This is a genomic window from Algibacter amylolyticus (assembly GCF_014202225.1).
In the GTDB taxonomy this organism is placed as follows: Bacteria; Bacteroidota; Bacteroidia; order Flavobacteriales; family Flavobacteriaceae; genus Algibacter_B; species Algibacter_B amylolyticus.
Genome location: NZ_JACHGE010000001.1, coordinates 161,119 through 184,982, shown reverse-complemented (window position 1 = coordinate 184,982; position 23,864 = coordinate 161,119). Strand labels below are relative to the sequence as shown.

Here is a 23,864-nt window from a genome sequence, read left to right as displayed (position 1 = left end):
AAATTGTTAAAAACAAAAGCGATAATTTAGTTATTAACTGGTTTAAAACACATTCAAAATAAATGCTATCATTAAAATCTGTTTTAGCAAAACCTTTTGCTAAGCGTATTTATAAGAAAGTCCAAAAATGGGCTAATAACCCAATTGAAACACAAGAAAAAGTATTTCGAGAGTTAATATCGCAAGCAGCAAGTACCGAATTTGGAAAGGATCATGATTTTAAAAGTATAAAAAATCATAACGATTTTATTAAACGTGTTCCCGTTCGAGATTACGAAGCATTAAAGCCTTATATTGAAAAGGTAGTTGCGGGTAAGGAAGATATTCTTTGGAAAGGGAAGCCTTTATATTTTGCTAAAACATCGGGCACAACTTCGGGTTCAAAATACATACCTATTACCAAAGAGAGTATGCCAAGTCATGTTGAAGCGGCAAGAAATGCTATTTTGTTTTATATTCATGAAACAGGGAATGCTAAATTTGTAGATGGTAAAATGATTTTTTTACAAGGCAGCCCCATTTTAAATACACAAAACGGCATCCAATTGGGACGTTTATCTGGTATTGTGGCGCATTATGTGCCTAAATATTTACAGAAAAACAGATTGCCTTCATGGGAAACCAATTGTATTGACGATTGGGAAACCAAGGTTGATGCGATAGTAGAAGAAACTCTGCCAGAAAACATGACTATAATTTCTGGAATTCCATCTTGGGTACAAATGTATTTTGAAAGGCTTCAAGAAAAAACAGGAAAGAAGGTAGGCGATATATTTAAAAACTTTAATTTATTTATTTTTGGAGGCGTTAATTATGAGCCTTATCGCAGTAAATTTGAAAATTTAATAGGACGAAAAGTAGATAGTATAGAGTTGTATCCGGCTAGTGAAGGTTTTTTTGCATTTCAGGATAAGCAAGATGAAAAAGGCATGCTGCTTCAGCTTAATTCCGGTATTTTTTACGAGTTTATTAAAGCCGATGAGTTTTTTGACGAGCAGCCCAAACGCATTACTATAAAAGATGTTGAAGTTGGGGTTAATTATGTGATGATAATCTCGACAAATGCGGGTTTATGGGCATACAATATAGGCGATACGGTTATGTTTACGTCAACTAAACCCTATCGTGTTATAGTTTCAGGTAGAATTAAACATTTTATTTCTGCTTTTGGTGAGCATGTTATAGGTAAAGAAGTAGAACAAGCCATGCAGGATGCTACACAGGGTTCCAATATTAGAGTTTCGGAGTTTACGGTGGCGCCTCAAATTAACCCTAAAGAAGGCCTGCCTTTTCATGAATGGTTTGTAGAATTCGAAAATGAACCGGAAGACATGTCCGTACTAGCGAAAAAAATAGACGAATCTTTACAGAAGCAAAACACCTACTATTTTGATTTAATTCAAGGTAAAGTTTTGCAACCGCTTAAAATTACAAAAGTAAAAAAAGATGGGTTTCAAGATTATATGAAGTCTATTGGAAAATTGGGAGGACAAAACAAACTCCCTAGATTGTCTAACGACCGCAACATTGTGGATAAATTTTAGCGTATAAAAATTAACACAAATAGTGTTATATTTGCGCGACCAAATTATATTATGAGCAATAAAAAACATCATGCAAGAACCCGAGCTCAAGAAAGCTCGAATGCTATTGAACGGATGTATATAACTATGCGTCACCTGTTTAACAGAGGGTTTTACAAGCCAATGGGAGTTTCGGGAGAAACTTTAAGGCAATCCTTATTGCTTTTACGACCAGAAATTTACGGGTCTATTGGCGATGAAAAAGCCGAACTAGAAGGCTTGCTGTATGTAATAGATAGGTTGCCTCAAGGTATTGAGGAATGTATGTTTATTAATTTAACTAGCGATGAAGGGTACTCTACATCGCATTTTAAACCTATAATTCCAGAAAAACGTCGTCGTAATTGTTTTCGAATAGATGACGAGCAAATGAACATTGAAATTACTCGTGGTCGATCTGAGATTTATGACATTTTAACTCACCTTACTTTTCTTTTTGTTGAGTCTCATAAAATTAGTAAACGTGTTTTAATTGATGAGGATGGAGCAACAACCCGAGATTGGATAAAACTTGAAAAAGCAGTTTTAGCCAAAAAGAAACTTACACAAGAGGAACGTGAGGTAACTATTACTCATATAGCTAATATTTTAGGTAGAACCTTTAATGAGCTAACAACGGTTTATAACCAATTTGCAACCCCAACACAACCAGAACGTTTATTACATATTGTATATTGGTTAGGGAAGTTAGCTATTGAAGAGTTGGTTAATAATAACAAACGTACCGTAACTTTTAGTCCTGTTTTAAGAGAACGAATTGGCCACCACATACATGGCGAAATTTGGGCAGACACCATAAAGGATGTTTTGTTTAAAAACAATTTATTGGAGCGCCCAATTCATATAATTAGTGCTAATATGCACAGTGTTATGAATACGCTTTTTACACCTAGCGCATTAAAACCAATAGTTGCTAAAAAGGATATTTTTCAAGTTTACGAGGCCTTAAGTAATAAAGATAATAACGATCTACGTAATAAAGTATCAAAGGAAGCGTTGCAAAAGGGTATGACTTACATTAAGGACTCATCTGGAGCCAATATTGATGTGCAAATATTTGATACCGCCAAAATTGATGCTTCAAAATTAGATATTAAAATTGATGATGCCGTTTTAAAGCAACAACAACCAGTTATTTTGGTTATGGATTATGCCTTTGGAGAACAAGCATACGAGACTATTGATGAGCTGTTAAAACCCTATAAACAAAAGGGTAAAAAAACACATTTAAATGTCGAGTCGGTTTCTATAATGGGTAAAGCTGGTATTTTAGAAGGCGGAAAAGGAGATATTATGATTCCGTCGGCCCATATATTTGAAGGTACAGCAGATAATTACCCTTTTAAAAACGAATTAAAAAGAGAAGATCTGGAAGGACAAGGTGTAAATGTTTACGAAGGCTCGATGATAACCGTTTTAGGAACGTCGCTTCAAAACAAAGATATTTTGAAATTCTTTTACAACTCAACTTGGAATGTAATTGGTCTAGAAATGGAAGGTGCACATTACCAAAAAGCGATTCAAGCCGCATCAAAAGTACGTGGTAGTATAAGCGCAGATGTAAAAGTAAGATATGCGTATTATGCTAGTGATAACCCTTTAGAAACAGGGGCAACATTAGCATCGGGTGGTTTAGGGACTTCGGGGGTTAGACCAACGTATTTAATAACAAGAACAATATTAGAACAAATACTAAATTAGTAATTATGAGTAAAGATTTACCACAGCAATCAAAATCTGAAGAAATAGATTTGGGTCAATTGTTTAATTTGATAGGAAATCTATTTCAAAAGCTTTTTAATTTCATTGCAACTATATTTAAAGGTATTTTTAATTTAATAATAGTGCTTTTAATTCATGTCTACAAAAGAATTAAATGGTATGCAATAGCTGGAATTTTAGGACTTGTTATAGGATTTGTATTGGATACAATGGAAGATGAGGTTTATGGAGCTAATTCTTATATTGAAACAAATTTTGGTTCTGCTCATCAGGTTTATGAAAACTTAAAGTATCTTCATCAATTAGCTTATGTTGATAAAGATTCAGTAGAATTAGCAAGAAAGCTAAATATTAGCGTGAAAGATGCTGCTTCAATTAGAGGTATTTACATGAAACCAGATATTGATGAGAACGATCGTATTAAAATGTTTGTCAATTTTAAAAAAGGATTAGACTCTGTAAATAGAGCAGATTATTTATATGATGATTATATTGAATCCTTAGATTATTTTAGTTTTAACAGGCATGCAATAGGTGTAGCTTCTACAGATAGATTTATATTTAAAAAACTTAATGATAACTTTGTAAAGGCTATTTCCAATAATACTTATTTAAATGAATTGAAAGAAGTAGAAAGGTTAAATTATAAGCAGCAAAGAGAATCTATTGAAGTTGAAAAAAAGGAAATTGATTCACTTGCCTCAGAATACCTGAAAATTCGTAAAAATGAATCTAAAAAAGAACCACTTCCTGGGTCTGGAACTAATTTGTATATGGGTAGTACGGCTCAAAACCAATTGATTGTTAATGAATCTGTCTTATTAGGTAAAAAATCTAGTCTGGAGGCTTTAAAAAGAGAAATTAATGTTCATTTGGTGAAAACTGAAAATGTAGTAAATGTGATATCAGAGTTTCCGGATGCAGGTTACGACATGTCAGAATGGAAAGATCAAATGAAAGTTAGATTACCAGTTATATTTTTCTTAATTACTTTCTTTGGATTTATACTTTACGGCTTAGGTAAATACTTAGATCAGCAAGATAAAAATCTAAATATAAAGCAGTTATGATTATTTTAGTAACGGGAGGTGCTGGTTTTATAGGTTCTAATTATATAGTTTATTTCCTTAAAAAATATCCACTTTTAAAAATTGTAAATATTGACAAGCTCACCTATGCAGGTGAGCTTTCTAATTTGGATGAGGTTAGAAATAATAATAATTATACTTTTATTAAAGGTGATATTTGCGATAGAGAATTGGTTGAAAGTTTATTTGATAAATACAATTTTTGTGGTGTCATTAATTTTGCCGCTGAGTCTCATGTAGATAATTCTATAAAATCGCCTAACGAATTTATAAATACAAATATTCTTGGAACTTTTAATGTGCTAGATGTAGCAAAAAATCATTGGATGATTGGGCCAAATTTAATAAAGGAAAATCATGTGCATTCACGATTTTTGCATATCTCAACAGATGAAGTTTATGGTACACTACCAGAAACCGGCTTGTTTACGGAAACCACAAGTTATGCACCCAATAGCCCTTACAGTGCTTCCAAAGCATCATCAGATTTAATTGTAAGAAGCTATTTTCATACCTACGGATTAAATGTAATAACAACAAACTGCTCCAATAATTATGGGCCAAAACAACACGATGAAAAATTAATTCCAACAATTATAAAGAAGGCGTTAACAGGTGAGGATATCCCTATTTATGGAGATGGTAAAAATATTCGAGATTGGTTGTATGTCGAAGATCATTGTAAAGGAATAGACTTGGCATTTCGTAAAGGTATTTCGGGGGAGACTTATAATATTGGGGGTAAAAACGAACGAAATAATTTATATATTGCAAATCAGATATGTGAAATATTAGATAATGTTTTGCCTAAAAATCAATCTTATAAAAAGCAAATTACGTTTGTAAAAGACAGACCTGGCCATGATTTTAGATATGCTATTGATGCATCAAAAATAGAAAAAGAATTAGGATGGCTTGCTGAAGAAAACTTTGAATCAGGAATAAGAAAAACCATAGATTGGTATATTAAGAAATACAGCTTTTAAAATAAGGAGATTTCCATGGTTATGGAAAAAGTAAAAAAACAAAATTTTAAATGAAAGGAATCATATTAGCAGGAGGTTCAGGAACTCGATTATATCCACTTACTAAAGTAGTAAGTAAGCAACTTATGCCAGTTTATGATAAACCTATGATCTATTACCCGTTAACAACACTTTTATCAGCTGGCATAAGGGAGGTTTTAATAATCTCTACTTCAAACGATTTGCCAAGATTTAAAGAGCTTTTAGGAAATGGTGAAGATTACGGTTGTACTTTTGAATATGCTGTTCAAGAAGAGCCAAAAGGATTAGCCGAGGCTTTTGTAATTGGAGAAAAATTTATTGGTAGTGACGGTGTTGCTTTAATTTTGGGCGATAATATTTTTTATGGATCAGGTTTGGACAAAACACTCCAAAGTAATATAAAGCCTGATGGAGGCGTAATATTTGCCTATCATGTTCAAGACCCTCAACGTTATGGTGTTGTTGAGTTTAACCAAGATAATAAAGCTATATCTATCGAGGAAAAGCCTGAAAAACCAAAGTCTAATTTTGCCGTTCCTGGTATTTACTTTTATGATAATTCTGTAGTTGAAATCGCTAAAAATATTAAACCAAGTAAGCGTGGAGAGTTAGAAATAACAGATATAAACAAGACGTATTTAAGTAATGGTAAACTTAATGTTCAAATTCTAGACAAAGGAACTGCGTGGTTAGATACTGGCACGTTTACATCATTAATGCAGGCCTCACAGTTTGTTCAGGTTATAGAGGAACGACAAGCTCAAAAAATTGGCTGCATAGAAGAGATAGCCTATAAAATGGGTTATATAGATAAAAAGCAGTTAATTAAATTAGCCCAACCTTTACTTAAAAGTGGATACGGAAATTATCTTAAACAACTAGTATAATATAAATGGAAATTGCAGAAACATATTTAAAAGGGTGTTTTGTTATTACCCCTAAGATGCACAAGGATGAAAGAGGTTATTTTTTAGAAACATTTAATGAGAAAATTTTTTTTAAGACAACAGGAATAAAAAATAAATTTGTTCAAGATAACTTGTCTAAATCATCAAAAGGTGTATTGAGAGGATTGCATTTTCAAAAAGGAAATACTGCACAAGCTAAATTAGTGCAAGTAATAAGCGGAAAAGTTTTAGATGTATGTGTTGATTTAAGAAAAGATTCGCCAACATTTGGTAAACATTTTTCAATCCTTTTAGATTGTGTAAAAAAACAACAACTTTATGTGCCTAGAGGGTTTGCGCATGGATTTATAGTTTTAGAAAATAATACTGTTTTTTCGTATAAATGTGATAACTATTATGATAAGTCATCAGAATCAGGAATCATATTCAATGATAAATTTTTAAATATAGATTGGGGTTTTTCCGAAGACAAAATGATAGTTTCCGAAAAAGATAAAAACTTATTAACGTTTAAAAGTCTGTTTAAATGTTAAAAAAAGTTTTGGTTACAGGAGCAAATGGTCAATTAGGTTTAACCATAAAAGAATTATATCAAGATAATAACATTAATCTAGAATTTATATTAGTTAGTAAAGAAGAACTAGATATTACTAATAAAGAAGCACTTAGTGAGTTTTTTAATAGTAATAGTTTTGATTATTGTATTAATTGTGCTGCCTATACAAATGTTGAACAAGCCGAAAAAACACCCGAACAGGCTTACCAAGTTAATAGTGAGGCAGTAAAATTTCTAGCTAACGTTTGTAGACTAAATAAGGTAGTTTTAATACATGTTTCTACAGACTATGTTTTTGATGGGGAAAAACAAGAGCCATATACTGTTTTAGACCAAACGAACCCTATAAATGAATATGGTAAATCAAAATTGCAAGGAGAAAAGCAAATACAAGCTAATTTAGATGCATATTTTATAGTTAGAACATCTTGGTTGTATAGTAAAAAATATGGAAAAAACTTTTATCAAACCATATTGAAACTTGCAAAAAAAGAAAAAAAACTAACAATAACTACAGAGCAAAAAGGCTGTCCTACAAATACAGAAAATTTAGCAAAATATATTATTGAATTAATAGTAGAGAAGACAAACGATTATGGTTTAAAACATTTTTGTGATAAACAGGTTATGTCTTGGTTTGAATTTGCAAAAATAATTTTAGAAGAGCATAATTTTACTAATAAAATTGAATTAGAAGGAATTACAGAATTTAAAACATACGCAAAACGACCAAAATATTCAGTTCTGCTTTAATTAAAAGGAAAATGCTTTTTTGTTTTTAATAGATTTATTAAATTCTACTGCTGTTGCTAAAAAGGTGTTTATTTTATTAAAACTAGATTTACAATGGTGGGTAAATAAAAAAAACATTGGCTTGTACTAAGAAATATTTGTCCTACTTTTGCACAAGTATAGGGTAAACTTACATTTTTTCGATGTTTAACTAAAATAATTGTTTTTTTATGAAAATACTTATAACAGGAGCTGCGGGTTTTATTGGATTTCATTTAGTACGAAATCTTTGCTCAAAATCATGTCAGGTCGTTGGTCTTGATAATATCAATGATTATTATGATGTTAACTTAAAGTATGCAAGACTAAACGAATTAGGTATCGAAAGATCAGGTGCCGAAAAGTTTAGCGTTGAAACTGTAAGTAGTCTTCATGAAAATTTTAAATTTTTAAGATTAAACCTAGAAGATGCAAATGAGATTTCTAGTTTATTTGAAAGAGAAAAATTCGACGTTGTTGTTAATTTGGCAGCTCAAGCAGGGGTACGATACAGTATAGAAAACCCAAAATCTTATGTGCAAAGTAATGTTGTTGGGTTTTTAAATATTTTAGAAGGGTGCAGGCATACCAAGGTAAAGCATTTACTTTATGCCAGTAGCTCAAGTGTATATGGTGAGAATAAAAAAGTCCCATTTGCTACTTCTGACAATGTAGATTATCCAATTAGTTTATATGCGGCAACAAAAAAAAGTAATGAATTAATGGCTCATACCTACAGTCATTTATATAACATACCAACTACAGGTCTTCGATTTTTTACGGTTTACGGTCCTTGGGGACGTCCAGATATGGCTCTATTTTTATTTACTAAAGCGATTACAGAAGGTAAAGCTATTAATGTATTTAACAATGGTAAAATGAGTAGGGATTTTACTTATATTGATGATATAATACATGGTATTAATATTGTTTTGGAAAACCCTCCAAAGGATTATAGAGAAACTAAAGTGCCTTATAAAGTGTCTAATATTGGAAATGGATCACCAGAAACTCTTGAACATTTCATTTCTGCCATAGAAAATAATATTGGTATTAAAGCAGTAAAAAACATGATGCCAATGCAAGCTGGAGATGTTCCGCAAACTTGGGCAGATATTGATGATTTAAAGGCTTTGGGTTATAATAGTAATTATGATGTAAATACTGGTGTTAAAAATTTTGTAGAGTGGTATAAAAATTTTTATAACAAATAATTTTAAAGATGCTTAGGAAATTAAATTCCCTTATAAAATGGATATTTAGTAACGATTTTCGTTGTGGTATATCTTATTTAAGAAAGCGTAATATAAAATTTCCTCATCCAATTGGTATTGTAATAGGGAAAAACGTAGAATTAGGAAATAATTGTACTATATACCAAAACGTTACTATTGGAGCTAAAACAGAAAAAGATGCGAAATTAAAACTATATCCAAAAATAGGTAATAACGTCGTTATTGGAGCTAATGCATTAATTATAGGGGATATTAAAATAGGTAATAACTCATATATTGGGGCAGGCAGTGTTGTTTTAAAAGATGTTGACGAAGGTAGTGTAGTTGTAGGGAATCCCGCAAAAGTACTACGGTAATATTTAAGAATTTTGGGTAAACTAAAAAATATTCTCTTAGAGAAAAAAGGTTATTTTTTTTATGTATTAGGAGAAGGATTATCTAAGGGTATTGTTTTTTTACTATTAGGGTTTTATACCAATATTTTTGATAAAAATGATTTTGGAAAACTTTCTTTATTTTGGATTTCTGTTCCACTCTTATCTATATTTTTAGATTTATCGCAAAGAAGCTATGTTAAACATGTTTCTATACACAGTAAAAATGAAGCCTTAAAACTAATAGACATTGTAAAGTACTTTTCTACAATGTTATTAGCAATCTTGCTTTTATCCTTTGTAATTAAAGGCTATTTTGGTGTTTATATTATTGACGAAAAAGGAGACTATTACTTGCTGTTATGTGCGTTTTTATATTCAATAATAGAACTGCATTTATTTTTTTATCAATTACAAGGAGAGGTAAGAAAATACAATATAATTTTTGTTTTAAAAAACACCTTACCCTATATACTTTCTGCAATAATTATACTATTATATTCTAATAGTATTTATGCCTTTATGAATGTGCAATTAATATTGTATATAGGTTTAGTTATTTGGCTTTCAAGAGGTTTTTCCTCTTTCAAAAAATTAAAACACGAAGGCCTAACTATTTTGAAGGCTTCTTTAAAATTTAGTTTACCATTTATCCCCTCTTTATTTTCTGCTCTTGCATTAGGTGTTTCAGATCGCTATATCATTAAATATTTTTATTCTGATGTTGAACTGGCCGAATACACAGTAGCCTATACTGTAAGTTCCATTTTTATGGCATTTTATTTAGCAACTAATAAAATGTTTCAAAAAACAGTATTAGAAAATTTAAAACTTAAAAAATTTGATTTAAATTTTAAACTTACTAAAAAATATATATTTGTCATTTTAATTCTAGGTATATTTATTAGCTTGATTAAAAAATATATGGTTCTTATAATGTCAAATGAATCATATTTAGTAATTTTAGATATTATTCCTACAATTATTTTAGGTATGTTTTTCTATTTTTTATATTCAATAGTTGCAAATATACCTTTCTTTTTTAAGGACACTAAAATTATGGTCATTCCTGCAATTTTTGCGGCAATATTAAATCTAGTGTTAAATTTTATTTTAGTGCCTAAATATGGCTATAAAATTGCTGCGTTAACAACTACAATTAGTTATGCAGTAGAGTTTTTGGTAATGTATTTACTTTGTCTTAAAAAATACAAAATTGACGTTGTTTTTAATATCAAATTTAACAGACCAGTTAACCTTAGAAAGAAATAACTAAAATATTTTTTTGAAAACTACACCTTTACTATGACTGACTTGATTGTAATTAATGATGAACCTGTAAACTTTCATTTTCCCGATCATTACAAATATGTATACTTAGATTTACTCAAAAAAGATTACAATATTGAAACCAAAATGATTGTAACAGAAAAAGGGGAATCAAGCTTTAATCATAAAAATATACTTATAAAACTCAAAAAAAGTAGTACTAAAAGCTTTTTAAAACGTGTGTTTTATAGCGTTTATTTAATGTTTAGTGTATTTAAAACCTTAATGTTCAATAAAAAAGTTAAAGGCGTAAAGTATATTATGGTTCATGATGAGCCTATTGTAGGTGCTATTTCGTATTTGGTTTGTAAAATAAAAGGTAAGAAATTTATTTATCGAATAACTCATTTAAAGGCAGAAGAAGTTGGACAAACACCAGGGTTTAAATATAGAATTCTTTCGTCTGTGGCTATATTTTTAAGAAATACACTATTAAAAAAGGCCGACGCTGTAATTGTAATGAGTAATGAAATGAAACGGTACTTTGAAAAAAGTATTAAAAGAGACATGCATGTTATATCATCATGCATAAAATTGAATAATGATGTGCCTTTAAATGATATTCCTGAAGAAATAATCAATTTAAAGGCAAGTATTACTAAAAATAGTTTGTGTTATTTGGGTACAATATCCAGATTTAGGGGATTGTCTTTTATTATTGATGTTATGCATAACCTTCACTTAAAAGGCTTTAAAAAGAAATTATATATTTTTGGGAAAGGAACTGAAGATGATTTTATTTATTTAAAAAACTCCATTAAAGATTTAAAACTCGAAGATTATATATATTTACACAATCAAATTCCTATGGATCATTTAAAATATGTTATTGAAGAAGTTCGAATTGGTTTAAGTCCTTATTTATTTGACGATAATTATGTATTAAAATATAATTCTCCGCTTAAAACATTGGATTATATGAGTTTTGGTAAATTTGTTGTTGGGTCGGATATTGATGATCATTTAGAAACAATAATCAACTCTAATTCTGGAGAGGTTGCGCCAAATAAAGCTGATGATTTTTCAGATGCTATTATAAGACTTGAAAAAAGGTTAAATAAACTTACTGAACAAGAGGAAGAAGAGCATGTGGAAATTTTTAGTAACTGGCTCAAAGAGAATAGAAGCTTGGGCGTTAGCGCAAAAAAAGTTTATAATGTTTTGGAAACCCTAAGCTAAAATTAATATGGCACATAAACACCTAAAAGGACTAAATACATTAAGATTTTTTGCTGCTACTCTAGTAGTAATGGATCACGGAAGGCATCACCTATCCGAAATGAATATTGATTTTGCCGAAAATTTAAAAGTATTTCATAGAGGAACAGTTGCTGTCGATTTCTTTTTCGCATTATCTGGTTTTTTAATTAGCTATTTAGCTTTTTCTGAAATTAAACAAACTGGTAAAATTAATTACAGGTTTTTTTACATTAGGAGAGCGTTAAGAATAATGCCATTGTATTATCTAACATTAACGGTCACATTAATTTTAATAGCATTTATTGTTCCCTTACTATTAAATGAAAGCAAATTAGGTTTTCCGTTGTTTGAAGGAGCATTATTATTTATTGTAATGTTACCAAATTTAGTTAAACCCCTCTGGGACAGCACAGTTGGAGGTATCAACATTTTATGGAGTATTGGTGTGGAAGAGCAATTCTATTTAGTTTTTCCTTTAATTATGTTTTGTTTAAAGAAAGCAAAGAGTAAGTTAATTATTGCTCTTTTTATTTATCTCGGTTATCTTGCATTTTATTGGGCTGTTCAATATGGTTTTATAACCTCTAATGAAGTTCTAATAAAGTTTTTAGGAACTTTAAAATTTCATTTTATGTTAATGGGTATTTTCTTTTCTTTATTTGCTCATAAGCATTTGGAAAATAGCGATTTAAAATCATTTTATTATAATTTAATTAATAATAACATTGTCCAAATAGTTATATTTACTTTAGCTTTGTTAATTCTTTTCATAGATTTTAATATAGCTAGTATTTTTAAAGATATTTTTTCAAGCTTGGTTTTTTCTTTATTAATACTAATTGTTTCTCACAGGACAAAAGGCAGTGTTTTTAATCTTAATATTAAATTTTTGTCCTATTTTGGAGTCATATCATATGGTATCTATTTATTACATCCATTGGTTTCATATGGCTTACGTATGGCTGTAGTTAAAATAGGCTTTTTAAATAGTCTTGTACAAAGTTTTCCAATTGTTTATATTTTGTTATTATTGGTTTTAACATTATATGTTTCAAAATTGTCATATAGATATTTTGAAACAAAGTTTTTAAATTTAAAAGATCGGTTTAGATAAAAATGAAATTAAAAATTAAAAATAATGTTTTCATCTTTTATTTTTTTGTTGCTATAGGTCTTTTAACATCTGTACTAGTGTTTTTTGTGCTTCCTCCTAGGTTTTTTTTAGATACTAATACCTATGTTAATGATCCTTATAATGAAATCGGATACACAGGTGGTTATCCTATAACTATTTTGTTTTATAAAATTACTGGGTTAAAGTATTTACACTTTTCTATAATTGGGTTTATTCAATACTTTATATTAGCCTTAATTTTGTATAAAATTGGTATACCTAAGAGCTTTGCAAAACTAAATTTAAAAAACTTTCTAGTTTATTTTGGTTTAATTGTTATGGCAATATTTTTATCCATGCCAACAAAAGAGTTTATAGCCTATTTATTTACTGCTTTAATAGTTTTTCTTTACAAGAATAAAAAGAGGAGCATAAGGAAAACCGTCATTATATCTTTACTGCTAATACTTTTTTTTGGAATTAAGTTTAGGGAATATTATATTTTATTGGCCGTACTTTCGGTTCTTTTCTTTCTTTTTAATAAAATTAGATTTTACGATAAGAATGTTATTAATATTATTTTTGGTGTTTTAATGCTTATCTGTTTGTCTTTAAGTTATGGCGTGCTTAAAGGTGAATTCATTTCCCAGAGTACCAGAGAAACTTTAAATTCGTCAAGAAATACGGAAACTAATTCCATGATTATTTCCCCTATAGATACAGATAGTTGGTATGGAGAGTCCTTAGGTATAGTTTATGGTTTTTTCTCTGTAAACATACCTCTAAATGCATTTAAACACATAACCTCGCCTCAAATATTAGTTTTTAGTATTTGGCAACTATTTTTATTTATTATTTTATTTATAAAGTTTGGCAAAAGCTTAAATACTAAAAAAGAAGATCCGTATCAAGTTTGGTTATTTTATTTCTTGTTTTCATACTTCATTATTCAAGGCGTTTTTGAACCAGATTTAGGATCGGCTATAAGGCATAAAGCAGGTATATTCCCCTTAATTTATTTTTTATTGTATTATGATGAGCTTGGAAAGAAATTATCATAAAATTTATAATGCATTTTTATGTATACTACCTGTTTCTTTTCTTTTTATGAAACTTAGTAACATAGTTGTAATATTATTTGTTCTATTTAATATAATTAATTACAAAAAGTTAGTTTTTAATAAGCAAAAAATTATATGGTGCCTTATTATAGCAATGCCTTTGTTGTTGGATTTGTTGTTTTTCTGGAATAATAGTAGTTATTATCTAGCAGTTAAGGCTACCGAAAAGCATTTGCTGTTTTTGTTTTTTCCTGTACTGATAATTGGGTATAACAAAAAGATTAATTTAATTAAACTCTTATCCATATATGTTGTGGTAATGCTAATAGTTTTAACAGGATTATTTATAAGGTATGTGATAATATATCCGGATCACATATTAAAATATTTAGAGGGTAGGCATTTATGGGAAATGGGATACCATTTTACTAATAGCTTTAAATTGCACGCCCCTTCTTTAAATATGCATGTTGCCTTTGCTAGTGTTTCTTGTTTTTATGTATTAATAAATAAAAAGTTTGGCAAATCGGTTAAGAGTATTATTTTTTTCTTTTTGTTTCTTTTATCACTGTTTTTAGTACTTTATATAAACACTAGAGTAGCTGTTGTTTGTGCTATTTTTGGATATTTTTTCGTGTTTTTATTTATAACATTTAAAAATTATAGCTCCAGTGTTTTAATTAAAAAAGGTGCTTTGGTATTTTTAATATTTTTCCTAGGAATGGGGGCTTTTGTTAAAATATTTCCATACACAATTAAAAAATTTACAAGTAGAAGTTTTGCTAATATGGAAATGGTTGGGCGTTTGGATGAGTTTGAAAACCCAGAAGTAGAAGTATTTAGTTCTTTAGTAACCAGAGTTTCAATCTGGAAATCTGCATTAGAGCTTTCAAAAAGTAATTTGTTATTTGGTTATGGGGCTGTAGATGCAAAAGAAAAATTATTTGAATATTATAAAGAAACAAATCAAAAATTTTTATATAAATATAAATTCCCTGTTCATAATCAATTTATAGACTATCTTATAAAATATGGTATATTAGGACCAATTGCTTTATTGGTGTTTTTTAGCTTTTTATGCTATTTAGGTTTTATTAATAAGAATTCTTTAATGTTTTTTTTTGTAATACTTTTTTTTCTTTCTAATTTAACGGATGATTTTTTTATATTGTATAGTGGTATAAGTTTTAGTGCCTATTGGGCTTCGATTTTTGGTAATTATAGTAATGAGTTAGATAAATGAAAAAAATTAAAATTGCACAAATATTGGATTCTGTTGGAGGCGTAGAGGTATACCTTCGCTTAATAACAGAAAACATGGATTCTAATAGTTTTGAAAACATTATTATTCACAAAAAAAATGAAAATAAAAAAGGCTATTTAGATAATTCGCAAGGTTTAATTTCTGAGTTTGATATAGATATTCAGCGAGAGATTCATGTAATCAAAGATTTAAAAGCTATATTTAAAACGGTAAAGATTCTAAAAAAAGAAAAACCAGATTTAATACATGCGCATAGTGCAAAAGGAGGCATTATAGCTCGAGCTGCTTCATTATTTTATAATGTAAAGGTTTTGCATACACCGCATGCATATTCCTATCTAAGTGCTAATAATAAATTAAAGGCACGGTTGTTTTTGTCGCTAGAAAAACTATTTAAACATTTTAATTCATATTTATTGGCTACTTCAGAGTCAGAAAGAAATAGGGGTATTAATGAAGTTGGCTACAAAGAAGAAAAAGCGTTGTTATTAAATAATTCAATATTACCAATTCCTAAAAAGAATATAGATCTTTCTTTTAATTTAAAAGAAAACTACATATGCACTGTAGCACGACCGTCATTTCAAAAAAATTTAGAAATGATGATAAATGTAGTTAAGAAGCTAAAAGAAACACAACCAGACATTAATCTTATAATTTTAGGCGTAGGAGAGTATAGCCCAAATAAAGAGGTTATTAAGGGAATGATAGTCGATTTTAAATTAGAAAATAATGTTCAGCTAATTGAATGGATGGAAAGAGATATGGTTTTTGAAGTAATTTCTAAATCAAAACTTTATATTTCTACTTCACGTTACGAAGGCTTACCATATTCTGTTATTGAAAGTTTGGCATTGTCCAAAGCTTGTGTTGTAACAAATTGTGATGGAAATAGAGATTTAGTAAAAAACAACTATAATGGATTTGTTGTAGAACATGAAGATGTTGAGTTTATGGCAAAAAAGATCTCATATTTATTGGATAACAGCAAAATTCGAGAGAAATTTGAAAAAAAATCTTTGGAGCTTTTTGAAGCTAATTTTAATCTTAATGTAAATATTAAGAATTTAGAAAAATTTTATAAAACATTCTGTAAGAAATAGTATGTGGTAATTGTAAATATCTAGCTAAAGATGGTTACCTTAATTGTTTATAATCTTGCAGCTAGACTTGTTATGGTAAAAGCTATTTAAAGTAGCAATTTAGTTTACTAAAAATGAATTTGAAAACTTAGAGAAATGAAAATAAAAAATATATGCTGCATAGGGGCAGGATACGTAGGCGGACCTACAATGGCTGTAATTGCTAAGCAGTGTCCTGGTATAAAAGTTACTATTGTAGATATTAACGAAGCAAGAATTTTAGCTTGGAATTCTAATAATTTTGATGATTTACCTGTTTTCGAACCTGGTTTGGCAGAAATAGTAAAAGAAACTAGAGGAAGAAATTTATTTTTTTCAACAGAAGTAGATAAAGCTATCGATGAAGCAGAAATGATTTTTATATCTGTAAACACGCCAACAAAAACCTATGGAAAGGGAAAAGGTATGGCGGCCGATTTAAAATACATAGAATTATGTGCTAGACAAATTGCAAGAGTTGCCAAACAAGATAAAATTGTTGTAGAAAAATCTACGCTTCCCGTAAGAACGGCATCTGCAATAAAAAGCATTTTAGATAACACAGGCAATGGTGTGCAATTTCAAATTTTATCTAATCCAGAATTTTTAGCAGAAGGTACTGCAGTACAAGATTTATTAAACCCTGATCGTGTTTTAATTGGTGGAGATACTTCAACCAAAGAAGGAAATGAAGCCGTTAAATCTTTAGTCGAGGTGTATTCTAATTGGATTCCTCTCGCTCAAATTTTAACCACAAATTTATGGTCTTCCGAGTTGTCAAAGTTAACTGCAAATGCTTTTTTGGCTCAGCGCGTTTCGTCAATAAACGCTATGTCAGAAATATGCGAAGAAACAGGAGCAGATGTTCAAGAAGTATCTAAAGCTATTGGTATGGATAGCCGAATAGGTCCGAAGTTTTTAAACGCCTCGGTTGGTTTTGGTGGTTCATGTTTCCAAAAAGACATTTTAAATTTAGTTTATATAGCTAAAAGCTATGGCTTAAATGAAGCTGCAGATTATTGGGAACAAGTAATATTGATAAATGAGCATCAAAAAAATCGTTTTTCTGATAACATTGTTAAAACATTGTATAACACTGTTTCTGGTAAAAATATTGCATTTCTTGGTTGGGCATTTAAAAAGGATACAAACGATACTAGAGAGTCTCCTGCTATTAAGGTGGCCGATAATCTTTTAAACGAGCAAGCTTTAATTTCTGTATACGATCCTAAAGTGATTGAAGAAAGAATTTATGCCGATTTGGATTATTTGAATACAAGATCTGAAGAAGAAAATAGAAGCCTTCTAAAAGTAATGACCAATCCTTATCAAGCTTGTGATAACGTACATGCCGTTGCAGTTTTAACTGAATGGGATGAATTTAAAGATTATGACTGGAAAAAAATATATGCAAACATGCAAAAACCTGCCTTTGTTTTTGATGGTAGAGGTGTTTTGAATAAAGAAGCAATGGAATCTATCGGTTTTGTCTATTATAAAATTGGAAGTGGTAGTAAGTAGTTATGAAAAAAGTTTTAATAACAGGCGCTGCAGGTTTTCTAGGTTCTCACTTATGTGATAGATTTATAAAAGAAGGCTATCATGTTGTAGCTATGGATAATTTTATCACTGGAGATAAAAAAAACATAGAACATTTAATGGGGCTAGAACATTTTGAATTTGTAGCACACGATGTTACTAATTTTATAGAAATTAGAGGTAAGCTAGATTATATTTTACACTTTGCATCACCTGCCAGCCCTATTGACTACTTGAAAATACCTATTCAAACTTTAAAAGTAGGTGCTCTAGGAACACATAATTTGCTTGGTTTAGCTAAGGCTAAAAATGCTAGAATGCTTATTGCTTCAACATCCGAAGTTTATGGAGACCCATTGGTACATCCTCAAACAGAAGATTATTACGGCAATGTAAATACAATTGGACCGCGTGGTGTTTATGACGAGGCTAAGCGTTTTCAAGAGTCTATAACTATGGCTTACCATAGATTTCATGGTTTAGAAACCCGAATTGTTAGGATTTTTAATACCTATGGACCTCGAATGCGACTTAATGATGGTAGAGTAATACCTGCCTTTATTGGTCAAGCTTTAAGAGGTGAAGATTTAACCGTTTTTGGAGATGGGTCTCAAACACGATCTTTTTGTTATGTAGATGATCAAGTAGAAGGTATATATAGATTATTATTAAGCGATTATTCAAATCCAGTTAATATTGGAAACCCTTATGAAATTACAATAAAGGACTTTGCAGAAGAAATTATTAAGCTAACGGGCACACATCAAAAGATAGTTTATAAAGAATTACCTCAAGATGATCCATTACAAAGACAACCAGATATTACATTAGCAAAAAAAATACTAAATTGGGAGCCCAAAGTTAATAGAGCTGAAGGCATGAAAATAACTTATGATTATTTTAAATCTTTATCAGAAGAAGAATTAAATAAAAGTGATCATAAAGAGTTTAAAGAACACATAAAGAAATAAGTGAACTACAAAAAAGGAAGATATTCTAGTTTAATAAAACCACTCTTTGGGTTTATCGATTTAGTCATTATTAATGCGGCTGTGTTTTATTTTGATATAAATTTAAAGAATATTTATATATTCTGTTTATACATATCCTTGTCGTGGATGATAATTGCAATAAAAAATCATTTTTACGAAGTACAAAGACATACACGATTAATTCAAATTATTCCATTATTATTTAAGCAAATAATACTTTTTACAATAGTGCTATACGCTTTTATTGGTTTTTTTAAACAACCCAACGTAAGCCGTTTTGCACTAGGTAATTATTTGTTGCTTGTGTTTTTACTAATATTTATATTTAAATTTTTAACTACGTTTTTATTAAAAAAATATAGGACGGTATTAAGAGGTAATAATAGAAAGGTTATTGTAATTGGTTGCAATGATAAGGCTAGACAACTTATAAAAACGTTTAATACAAGGTTAGATTATGGGTATAAGTTTGAAGCCCAATTTAGTATTAAAGATAAAGAGTTTTCTTTAGATAACTGTTTTAACTATATTATAGAAAACAACATAGATGAAATATATTTTTCCGTTTCAGAATTATCTAATAAGCAAATTAATAGGTTAATTGACTTTGCCGATAATAACTTACGTGAACTTAAATTCATTCCAGACAATAAGGAGATATATTCCAAAAAACTTAAGTATGAATATTATGATTATATTCCAATACTATCAATAAGAGCAATTCCTCTGCAAGAGCCATTTAGTAAGTTAGTTAAACGCCTTTTCGATATAGTTTTTTCATTATTTATTATCGTTTTTGTATTGTCTTGGTTAACCCCAATTATAGCCTTACTAATTAAGTTGGAGTCAAAAGGCCCCGTGTTTTTTAAACAATCTAGAAACGGTTTTAATTATAAAGAGTTTGATTGTTATAAGTTTAGATCTATGACTCCTAATAAAGATGCAAATTTACACCAAGCAACTAAAGGTGATTTAAGAGTTACTAAAATGGGAGCTTTTATAAGGAAAACAAGTATTGATGAGTTGCCACAGTTCTTTAATGTGCTGTTTGGTGATATGTCGGTGGTTGGACCAAGACCACACATGGTAAGTCATACTAATATGTATGCGCAACGAATTGATAAGTTTATGGTGCGCCATTTTGTTAAGCCAGGTATTACAGGTTTGGCTCAAGTAAGTGGGTTTAGAGGAGAGATAGAGACCGATAAAGATATTATTAACCGCGTAAAGTATGATATATTTTACATTGAAAATTGGTCGTTGTTATTAGATATTAAAATCGCTATCCAAACATTTACTAATGCCGTAAAAGGCGAAGAGAAAGCTTATTAAATCACTTCAATTAGTTGTTTTAACTGAATATTAAAATCAAAATTTGTAAATGCTATATTTTGTATTTTAATTCTGTTTTTTAAAGACAACTTTGATCTATCTAAATTTGATATTACTGTATTTAATTCAGCATAGTCACCGGCATTAGCAACCCAACCAAGCTCATATTTATTTATTACCGTTTCACCTTCACCACCACCAAAATAAAGCATAGGCATACCTAAACGTGCATATTCGAATATTTTAGAAGGTACAGAACCATAAATTCTATTAAGTAAAGGAATTATAGTGATATCGTATTGAGTTAAAACGCTATGAAGTTCTTGTCTAGAAACTTCGCCATGATATATAATATCTAGTTCTGGTTTATTTTTAATTAAATATTGAATAGCAAGTTGCTCAGCACCAGCGCCGTAAATATGAAGTTGAATTTTAGAATAGTCTAAATGCTCGCAGAGTTTTAAAATACCTTGGGCAATCCCTAATAGGCCTGCATATACTATTTTTAGTTTTTCTGAAGTTTGTATTTCTTGGTTTGGTGCCTGTGCTTTAAAATCCGGATAATTACGATATAAGAATATTTCTTTTTTACTATAAAGCGATTTTACATGGGTTAGTATTTCATCGCTTTGTCCGAGAATTAAATCGGCATGTTTATAATTAAAACGCTCGATTTTTTCAAGTATTCTATAGCTAAAATTCTTTTTTAAGGCGCCTAACTCTAAGCCAGCAAGTGGCCATAAATCGCTAACATTTAAAATGAGTTTTCTCTTTTTAGAACGCAGAAATAAAACTGAGGTAAAAGCCACAAGTAAAGGTGGCGATTGTATAACTACTGTTTCAGGAATTTTATTCCACATAAAAAACCAAATCAAACTGAAACTATAAGATAACATGGCAATTAGGCGCAGTAGTTTATTCTTTGAATTACTAGCGTAAATCCACAGCCTATGTATGGTTATGTCATTTTCTACAGAAGTTTGCTTAAATCGCCCTCTATAGTCTTTAAATACTCTGCCTTTAGGGTAATTTGGTAAAGGGGTTAAAACGGAAACATTAAAATTGTGTTTTTGTAAGCCTTCAGATAAATGAAAAATACGATTTGATGCCGCTCCAGTTTCAGGAGGAAAATAATTTGTTATGATAAGTAGGTCTTTCATATCCAATTTAAATAGATACTAAATGATGTACTATACGTTTTGCGGTATTTCCATCCCACAACTGGGGTGTTACGCCTTGTTTCCAAGTGCCAGATAATAGAATATTAAAAGCATTTTTAATTTTTTCAGGGTCACTGCCAACTAAAATATTTGTTCCAATATCGCAGGTTTCAGGACGTTCGGTGCTATCTCGCAAGGTTATACAAGGCACATTCATAACGGTAGTTTCTTCTGTAATACCGCCAGAATCCGTTATAACAGCCAAGGCATTTTTAACCAAATAATTAAATTCTAAATAGCCTAAAGGGTTTACATAATATAGGTTGTCAAAATTTAGGTTGAGGTTGCTTAAAAGCTTTTTTGTTCTAGGATGCACTGGGAAAATAATAGGGTAATCTTTTCCTAAAGTTACAATTTGTGTTATCAGCTTTTTTAATTGCTGTTCTTCATCAACATTACTAGGTCTGTGAAGCGTCATAACCATATACTTCTTTTCAGATAAATTTAAATCATCCCAAAGCGAAGGTTTTGCTAATCTACTTTTATTTTTAAGTAACGTATCAATCATAACGTTTCCAACAAAAAACACTTTAGATTCTGGAACACCTAATGCACTTAAGTTTTTGTTCGCATACGTGGATGTTGTAAAAAAATAATCTGTTAAACTATCTGTAACTATTCTATTAATTTCTTCAGGCATATCCATATCTCCAGAACGAATTCCGGCTTCAACATGTGCTACTTTAATACCTGCTTTTTTAGCAACTATTGTACAAGCCATTGTTGAGGTTACATCTCCAACAACCATTACTAAATCACATTTATTTACCATTAATTCGTTTTCAAAACCAATCATTATGGCTGCAGTTTGTTCTGCTTGAGTACCGCTTTTTACTTCTAAATTACTATCGGGTAGTGGTATGTTTAATTCTTCAAAAAAAGTTCCGCTTAAGTTTTTATCATAATGCTGCCCGGTATGTACAAGCCTATAATTAATATTAAAACCTTCTTTTTTTTTGTTTTGAATAGCTTCAATAATGGGCGCAATTTTCATAAAATTTGGTCTGGCACCTGCAACTATGGTAATATTCATATATCTTGGTTTAAGTAGGATGTAAACTGCTTTAATTTACCACTTTTTGAGCGAATTAATTTATCTTGTCTTTCAAACTGAATTTGTAGTCCTTTTTCAAGGTAATTTTCCATTTCGATGGTTATAGTTTTTATCTTTTCTTCTAAAAGGGGTTCAGTACTAACATAAATAATCTTAAAAGTATCTAGTTTATGTTGTTCAATTATAAACTCTTTTACATTTCCGTCATCTTCAATAATACTTTTTGTAATGTAGTAAAAAGTTAATCCTGCAGCTTTTTTTCCGCTTGCTAAAATAGCAATATCATTAGTTCTTCCTATTAGTTTTTCAAGAATAGGAGTTTTAGCTGTACTTTTTGTAGATAGAATTCCAACATCGCCAATGTCATATCTAATAAATGGGTGTGCTTTATTGTAAAGCGAAGTAATTACAATACGGCCTTCTTCGCCGTAAGGCAAAACAGAATTATTGTCATCAAGAATTTCAACATAAAGAGATTCGCTATTAACTTGCCAGTTCCCGTTGGGGTTTTCAAAGGCTATTAAATCTAATTCCGAAGCGCCATATTCGTTAATTATTGGCACTCCAAATTGGGTTTCCATGAGCTTCTTATCATGGTCAAATAACATTTCAGAAGTCACAATACAGGCTTTTAATGTCGGGCAAATGGTTTTTAAAACAAGATTTTTATCTTGAAGAAATTTAGCAAATTGTACAATTGAGCTTGTATAGCCATTAAGATATTCGAAAGGGGTTTTTGTGAATTTTTGAAGATGTTTTTCGAAAGCCGCTGCGCTTAAATCGAATACCGAAAATCGAAATCTGCGACTAAGTTTATCCTTAAAACGTTCTTTGTAATATCCTTTTTTATCTAAAGGAATACCATAAAAACGAGCTTGTTTCGATGTGTTAAAATCTAAATTATACCAACCAAAACGGTTTTGAATAATAGCCCAAGTTAAGGCGTGACTAAATTTATCTTTGGCAAAAACAAAAGGCGTTCCAGACGATCCTGATGTTTTATTAATATAAATATCAAATTTGGTATAATGTTTTGTAAGTCGTTCCTCTAAGGGTTTTTGTAAATCTTGTTTTGTTAAAACAGGAATGTTGTTCCAATCTGAAGTATCTATATCCTTTAAAAAGGTTTTGTAATAAGGATTGTTTTTTAGGTGAAATGCAACTATATCTTGTTTTTTCTCTTCTACATGTGCTGCAAAATCTTTTTCATCTATATCTTGAATTGATTTTAATACAGTTCTAGCCTCCTTAATAGGAAAACCATTTAATTGTAATGAAAAGTCGAATAGATTCAAGTTAAAAAAGGGCTGAATTATTTAATAATGCACGAAAATCAAAAATAATTATAAATGCTTTAGCGAAGAACACTTTTAGCAACACAATTATTTAAAGTT

21 protein-coding genes are annotated in these 23,864 nt (G+C 29.9%); 18 read left to right on the top strand and 3 right to left on the bottom strand.

Annotated features, from left to right (window positions below):
• Positions 1–62: 62 nt before the first annotated feature.
• The 18 genes from HNQ90_RS00875 (at position 63) to HNQ90_RS00790 (ending at position 20,196) form a co-directional block, all read left to right on the top strand.
• Positions 63–1,544: a GH3 auxin-responsive promoter family protein gene (locus HNQ90_RS00875; RefSeq protein WP_144114779.1), complete on the top strand. Its 1,482-nt coding sequence runs from the start codon at positions 63–65 to the stop codon at positions 1,542–1,544.
• 51 nt (positions 1,545–1,595) lie between these two features.
• A complete protein-coding gene (locus HNQ90_RS00870; protein ID WP_144114778.1) occupies positions 1,596–3,284 on the top strand; it encodes a DUF6909 family protein in 1,689 nt (562 codons plus the stop codon).
• Between the two features lie 5 nt (positions 3,285–3,289).
• A complete protein-coding gene (locus tag HNQ90_RS00865) occupies positions 3,290–4,375 on the top strand; it encodes a hypothetical protein (protein WP_144114777.1) in 1,086 nt (361 codons plus the stop codon).
• Entirely contained in the window at positions 4,372–5,379 is a 1,008-nt protein-coding gene (gene rfbB, locus HNQ90_RS00860) for a dTDP-glucose 4,6-dehydratase (RefSeq protein WP_144114776.1), read from the top strand. Before HNQ90_RS00865 ends, rfbB begins: the two co-directional genes overlap by 4 nt.
• A gap of 50 nt (positions 5,380–5,429) precedes the next feature.
• Positions 5,430–6,287 (top strand): glucose-1-phosphate thymidylyltransferase RfbA, encoded by an 858-nt coding sequence (gene rfbA / locus HNQ90_RS00855; protein WP_144114775.1) that lies wholly within the window; start codon positions 5,430–5,432, stop codon positions 6,285–6,287.
• A gap of 5 nt (positions 6,288–6,292) precedes the next feature.
• A complete protein-coding gene (rfbC, locus tag HNQ90_RS00850; protein ID WP_144114774.1) occupies positions 6,293–6,841 on the top strand; it encodes a dTDP-4-dehydrorhamnose 3,5-epimerase in 549 nt (182 codons plus the stop codon).
• Entirely contained in the window at positions 6,835–7,617 is a 783-nt protein-coding gene (rfbD, locus tag HNQ90_RS00845; RefSeq protein WP_144114773.1) for a dTDP-4-dehydrorhamnose reductase, read from the top strand. Before rfbC ends, rfbD begins: the two co-directional genes overlap by 7 nt.
• A 209-nt stretch (positions 7,618–7,826) precedes the next feature.
• A complete protein-coding gene (locus HNQ90_RS00840; protein WP_144114772.1) occupies positions 7,827–8,849 on the top strand; it encodes an NAD-dependent epimerase/dehydratase family protein in 1,023 nt (340 codons plus the stop codon).
• 8 nt (positions 8,850–8,857) lie between these two features.
• Entirely contained in the window at positions 8,858–9,226 is a 369-nt protein-coding gene (locus HNQ90_RS18040) for a serine O-acetyltransferase (protein ID WP_144114771.1), read from the top strand.
• A 12-nt stretch (positions 9,227–9,238) separates the two neighbouring features.
• A complete protein-coding gene (locus HNQ90_RS00830) occupies positions 9,239–10,516 on the top strand; it encodes an oligosaccharide flippase family protein (RefSeq protein WP_144114770.1) in 1,278 nt (425 codons plus the stop codon).
• Positions 10,517–10,549: 33 nt separating this feature from the next.
• Positions 10,550–11,752: a glycosyltransferase gene (locus HNQ90_RS00825; RefSeq protein WP_144114769.1), complete on the top strand. Its 1,203-nt coding sequence runs from the start codon at positions 10,550–10,552 to the stop codon at positions 11,750–11,752.
• A 7-nt stretch (positions 11,753–11,759) separates the two neighbouring features.
• Positions 11,760–12,887 carry an acyltransferase family protein gene (locus HNQ90_RS00820; RefSeq protein ID WP_144114768.1) on the top strand — a complete coding sequence of 376 codons (1,128 nt, stop codon included), beginning with the start codon at positions 11,760–11,762 and terminating at the stop codon, positions 12,885–12,887.
• Positions 12,888–12,889: 2 nt separating this feature from the next.
• Entirely contained in the window at positions 12,890–13,948 is a 1,059-nt protein-coding gene (locus tag HNQ90_RS00815) for a hypothetical protein (protein WP_144114767.1), read from the top strand.
• Positions 13,920–15,191: an O-antigen ligase family protein gene (locus HNQ90_RS18060; protein WP_144114766.1), complete on the top strand. Its 1,272-nt coding sequence runs from the start codon at positions 13,920–13,922 to the stop codon at positions 15,189–15,191. Before HNQ90_RS00815 ends, HNQ90_RS18060 begins: the two co-directional genes overlap by 29 nt.
• Positions 15,188–16,315, top strand: coding sequence for a glycosyltransferase (locus tag HNQ90_RS00805; RefSeq protein WP_144114765.1), 1,128 nt, complete (start codon positions 15,188–15,190; stop codon positions 16,313–16,315). Before HNQ90_RS18060 ends, HNQ90_RS00805 begins: the two co-directional genes overlap by 4 nt.
• Before the next feature lie 135 nt (positions 16,316–16,450).
• The gene (locus tag HNQ90_RS00800) at positions 16,451–17,854 is read left to right on the top strand and encodes a UDP-glucose 6-dehydrogenase (protein ID WP_144114764.1); all 1,404 of its coding nucleotides are present in this window, start codon (positions 16,451–16,453) and stop codon (positions 17,852–17,854) included.
• Positions 17,855–17,856: 2 nt separating this feature from the next.
• Positions 17,857–18,843: a UDP-glucuronic acid decarboxylase family protein gene (locus tag HNQ90_RS00795; RefSeq protein WP_144114763.1), complete on the top strand. Its 987-nt coding sequence runs from the start codon at positions 17,857–17,859 to the stop codon at positions 18,841–18,843.
• Positions 18,844–20,196 (top strand): undecaprenyl-phosphate glucose phosphotransferase, encoded by a 1,353-nt coding sequence (locus HNQ90_RS00790; RefSeq protein WP_144114762.1) that lies wholly within the window; start codon positions 18,844–18,846, stop codon positions 20,194–20,196.
• Here the strand turns inward: HNQ90_RS00790 and HNQ90_RS00785 are convergent.
• Genes HNQ90_RS00785 through HNQ90_RS00775 form a run of 3 tightly spaced genes read right to left on the bottom strand, consistent with a single transcriptional unit; the run spans position 20,193 to position 23,765 of the window.
• Entirely contained in the window at positions 20,193–21,356 is a 1,164-nt protein-coding gene (locus HNQ90_RS00785; RefSeq protein ID WP_144114761.1) for a glycosyltransferase family 4 protein, read from the bottom strand. The two genes, HNQ90_RS00790 and HNQ90_RS00785, sit on opposite strands and share 4 nt — an antisense overlap.
• Before the next feature lie 7 nt (positions 21,357–21,363).
• Positions 21,364–22,449, bottom strand: coding sequence for a non-hydrolyzing UDP-N-acetylglucosamine 2-epimerase (wecB, locus tag HNQ90_RS00780; RefSeq protein ID WP_144114760.1), 1,086 nt, complete (start codon positions 22,447–22,449; stop codon positions 21,364–21,366).
• On the bottom strand, positions 22,446–23,765 hold the full coding sequence (locus HNQ90_RS00775) for a phenylacetate--CoA ligase family protein (protein WP_144114759.1): 1,320 nt from the start codon (positions 23,763–23,765) through the stop codon (positions 22,446–22,448). The genes wecB and HNQ90_RS00775 overlap by 4 nt, the downstream gene beginning before the upstream one ends.
• Positions 23,766–23,864 lie beyond the last annotated feature (99 nt).

Coding starts and splice junctions, on each gene's coding strand:
- HNQ90_RS00865 (WP_144114777.1), top strand. CDS start 3,290: ATGAGTAAAGATTTACCACAGCAATCAAAATCTGAAGAAATAGATTTG.
- wecB (WP_144114760.1), bottom strand. CDS start 22,449: ATGAATATTACCATAGTTGCAGGTGCCAGACCAAATTTTATGAAAATT.
- rfbA (WP_144114775.1), top strand. CDS start 5,430: ATGAAAGGAATCATATTAGCAGGAGGTTCAGGAACTCGATTATATCCA.
- HNQ90_RS00785 (WP_144114761.1), bottom strand. CDS start 21,356: ATGAAAGACCTACTTATCATAACAAATTATTTTCCTCCTGAAACTGGA.
- HNQ90_RS18060 (WP_144114766.1), top strand. CDS start 13,920: ATGATGAGCTTGGAAAGAAATTATCATAAAATTTATAATGCATTTTTA.
- rfbC (WP_144114774.1), top strand. CDS start 6,293: ATGGAAATTGCAGAAACATATTTAAAAGGGTGTTTTGTTATTACCCCT.
- HNQ90_RS00820 (WP_144114768.1), top strand. CDS start 11,760: ATGGCACATAAACACCTAAAAGGACTAAATACATTAAGATTTTTTGCT.
- HNQ90_RS00795 (WP_144114763.1), top strand. CDS start 17,857: ATGAAAAAAGTTTTAATAACAGGCGCTGCAGGTTTTCTAGGTTCTCAC.
- HNQ90_RS00800 (WP_144114764.1), top strand. CDS start 16,451: ATGAAAATAAAAAATATATGCTGCATAGGGGCAGGATACGTAGGCGGA.
- HNQ90_RS00840 (WP_144114772.1), top strand. CDS start 7,827: ATGAAAATACTTATAACAGGAGCTGCGGGTTTTATTGGATTTCATTTA.
- HNQ90_RS00815 (WP_144114767.1), top strand. CDS start 12,890: ATGAAATTAAAAATTAAAAATAATGTTTTCATCTTTTATTTTTTTGTT.
- HNQ90_RS18040 (WP_144114771.1), top strand. CDS start 8,858: ATGCTTAGGAAATTAAATTCCCTTATAAAATGGATATTTAGTAACGAT.
- rfbD (WP_144114773.1), top strand. CDS start 6,835: ATGTTAAAAAAAGTTTTGGTTACAGGAGCAAATGGTCAATTAGGTTTA.
- rfbB (WP_144114776.1), top strand. CDS start 4,372: ATGATTATTTTAGTAACGGGAGGTGCTGGTTTTATAGGTTCTAATTAT.
- HNQ90_RS00805 (WP_144114765.1), top strand. CDS start 15,188: ATGAAAAAAATTAAAATTGCACAAATATTGGATTCTGTTGGAGGCGTA.
- HNQ90_RS00825 (WP_144114769.1), top strand. CDS start 10,550: ATGACTGACTTGATTGTAATTAATGATGAACCTGTAAACTTTCATTTT.
- HNQ90_RS00875 (WP_144114779.1), top strand. CDS start 63: ATGCTATCATTAAAATCTGTTTTAGCAAAACCTTTTGCTAAGCGTATT.
- HNQ90_RS00870 (WP_144114778.1), top strand. CDS start 1,596: ATGAGCAATAAAAAACATCATGCAAGAACCCGAGCTCAAGAAAGCTCG.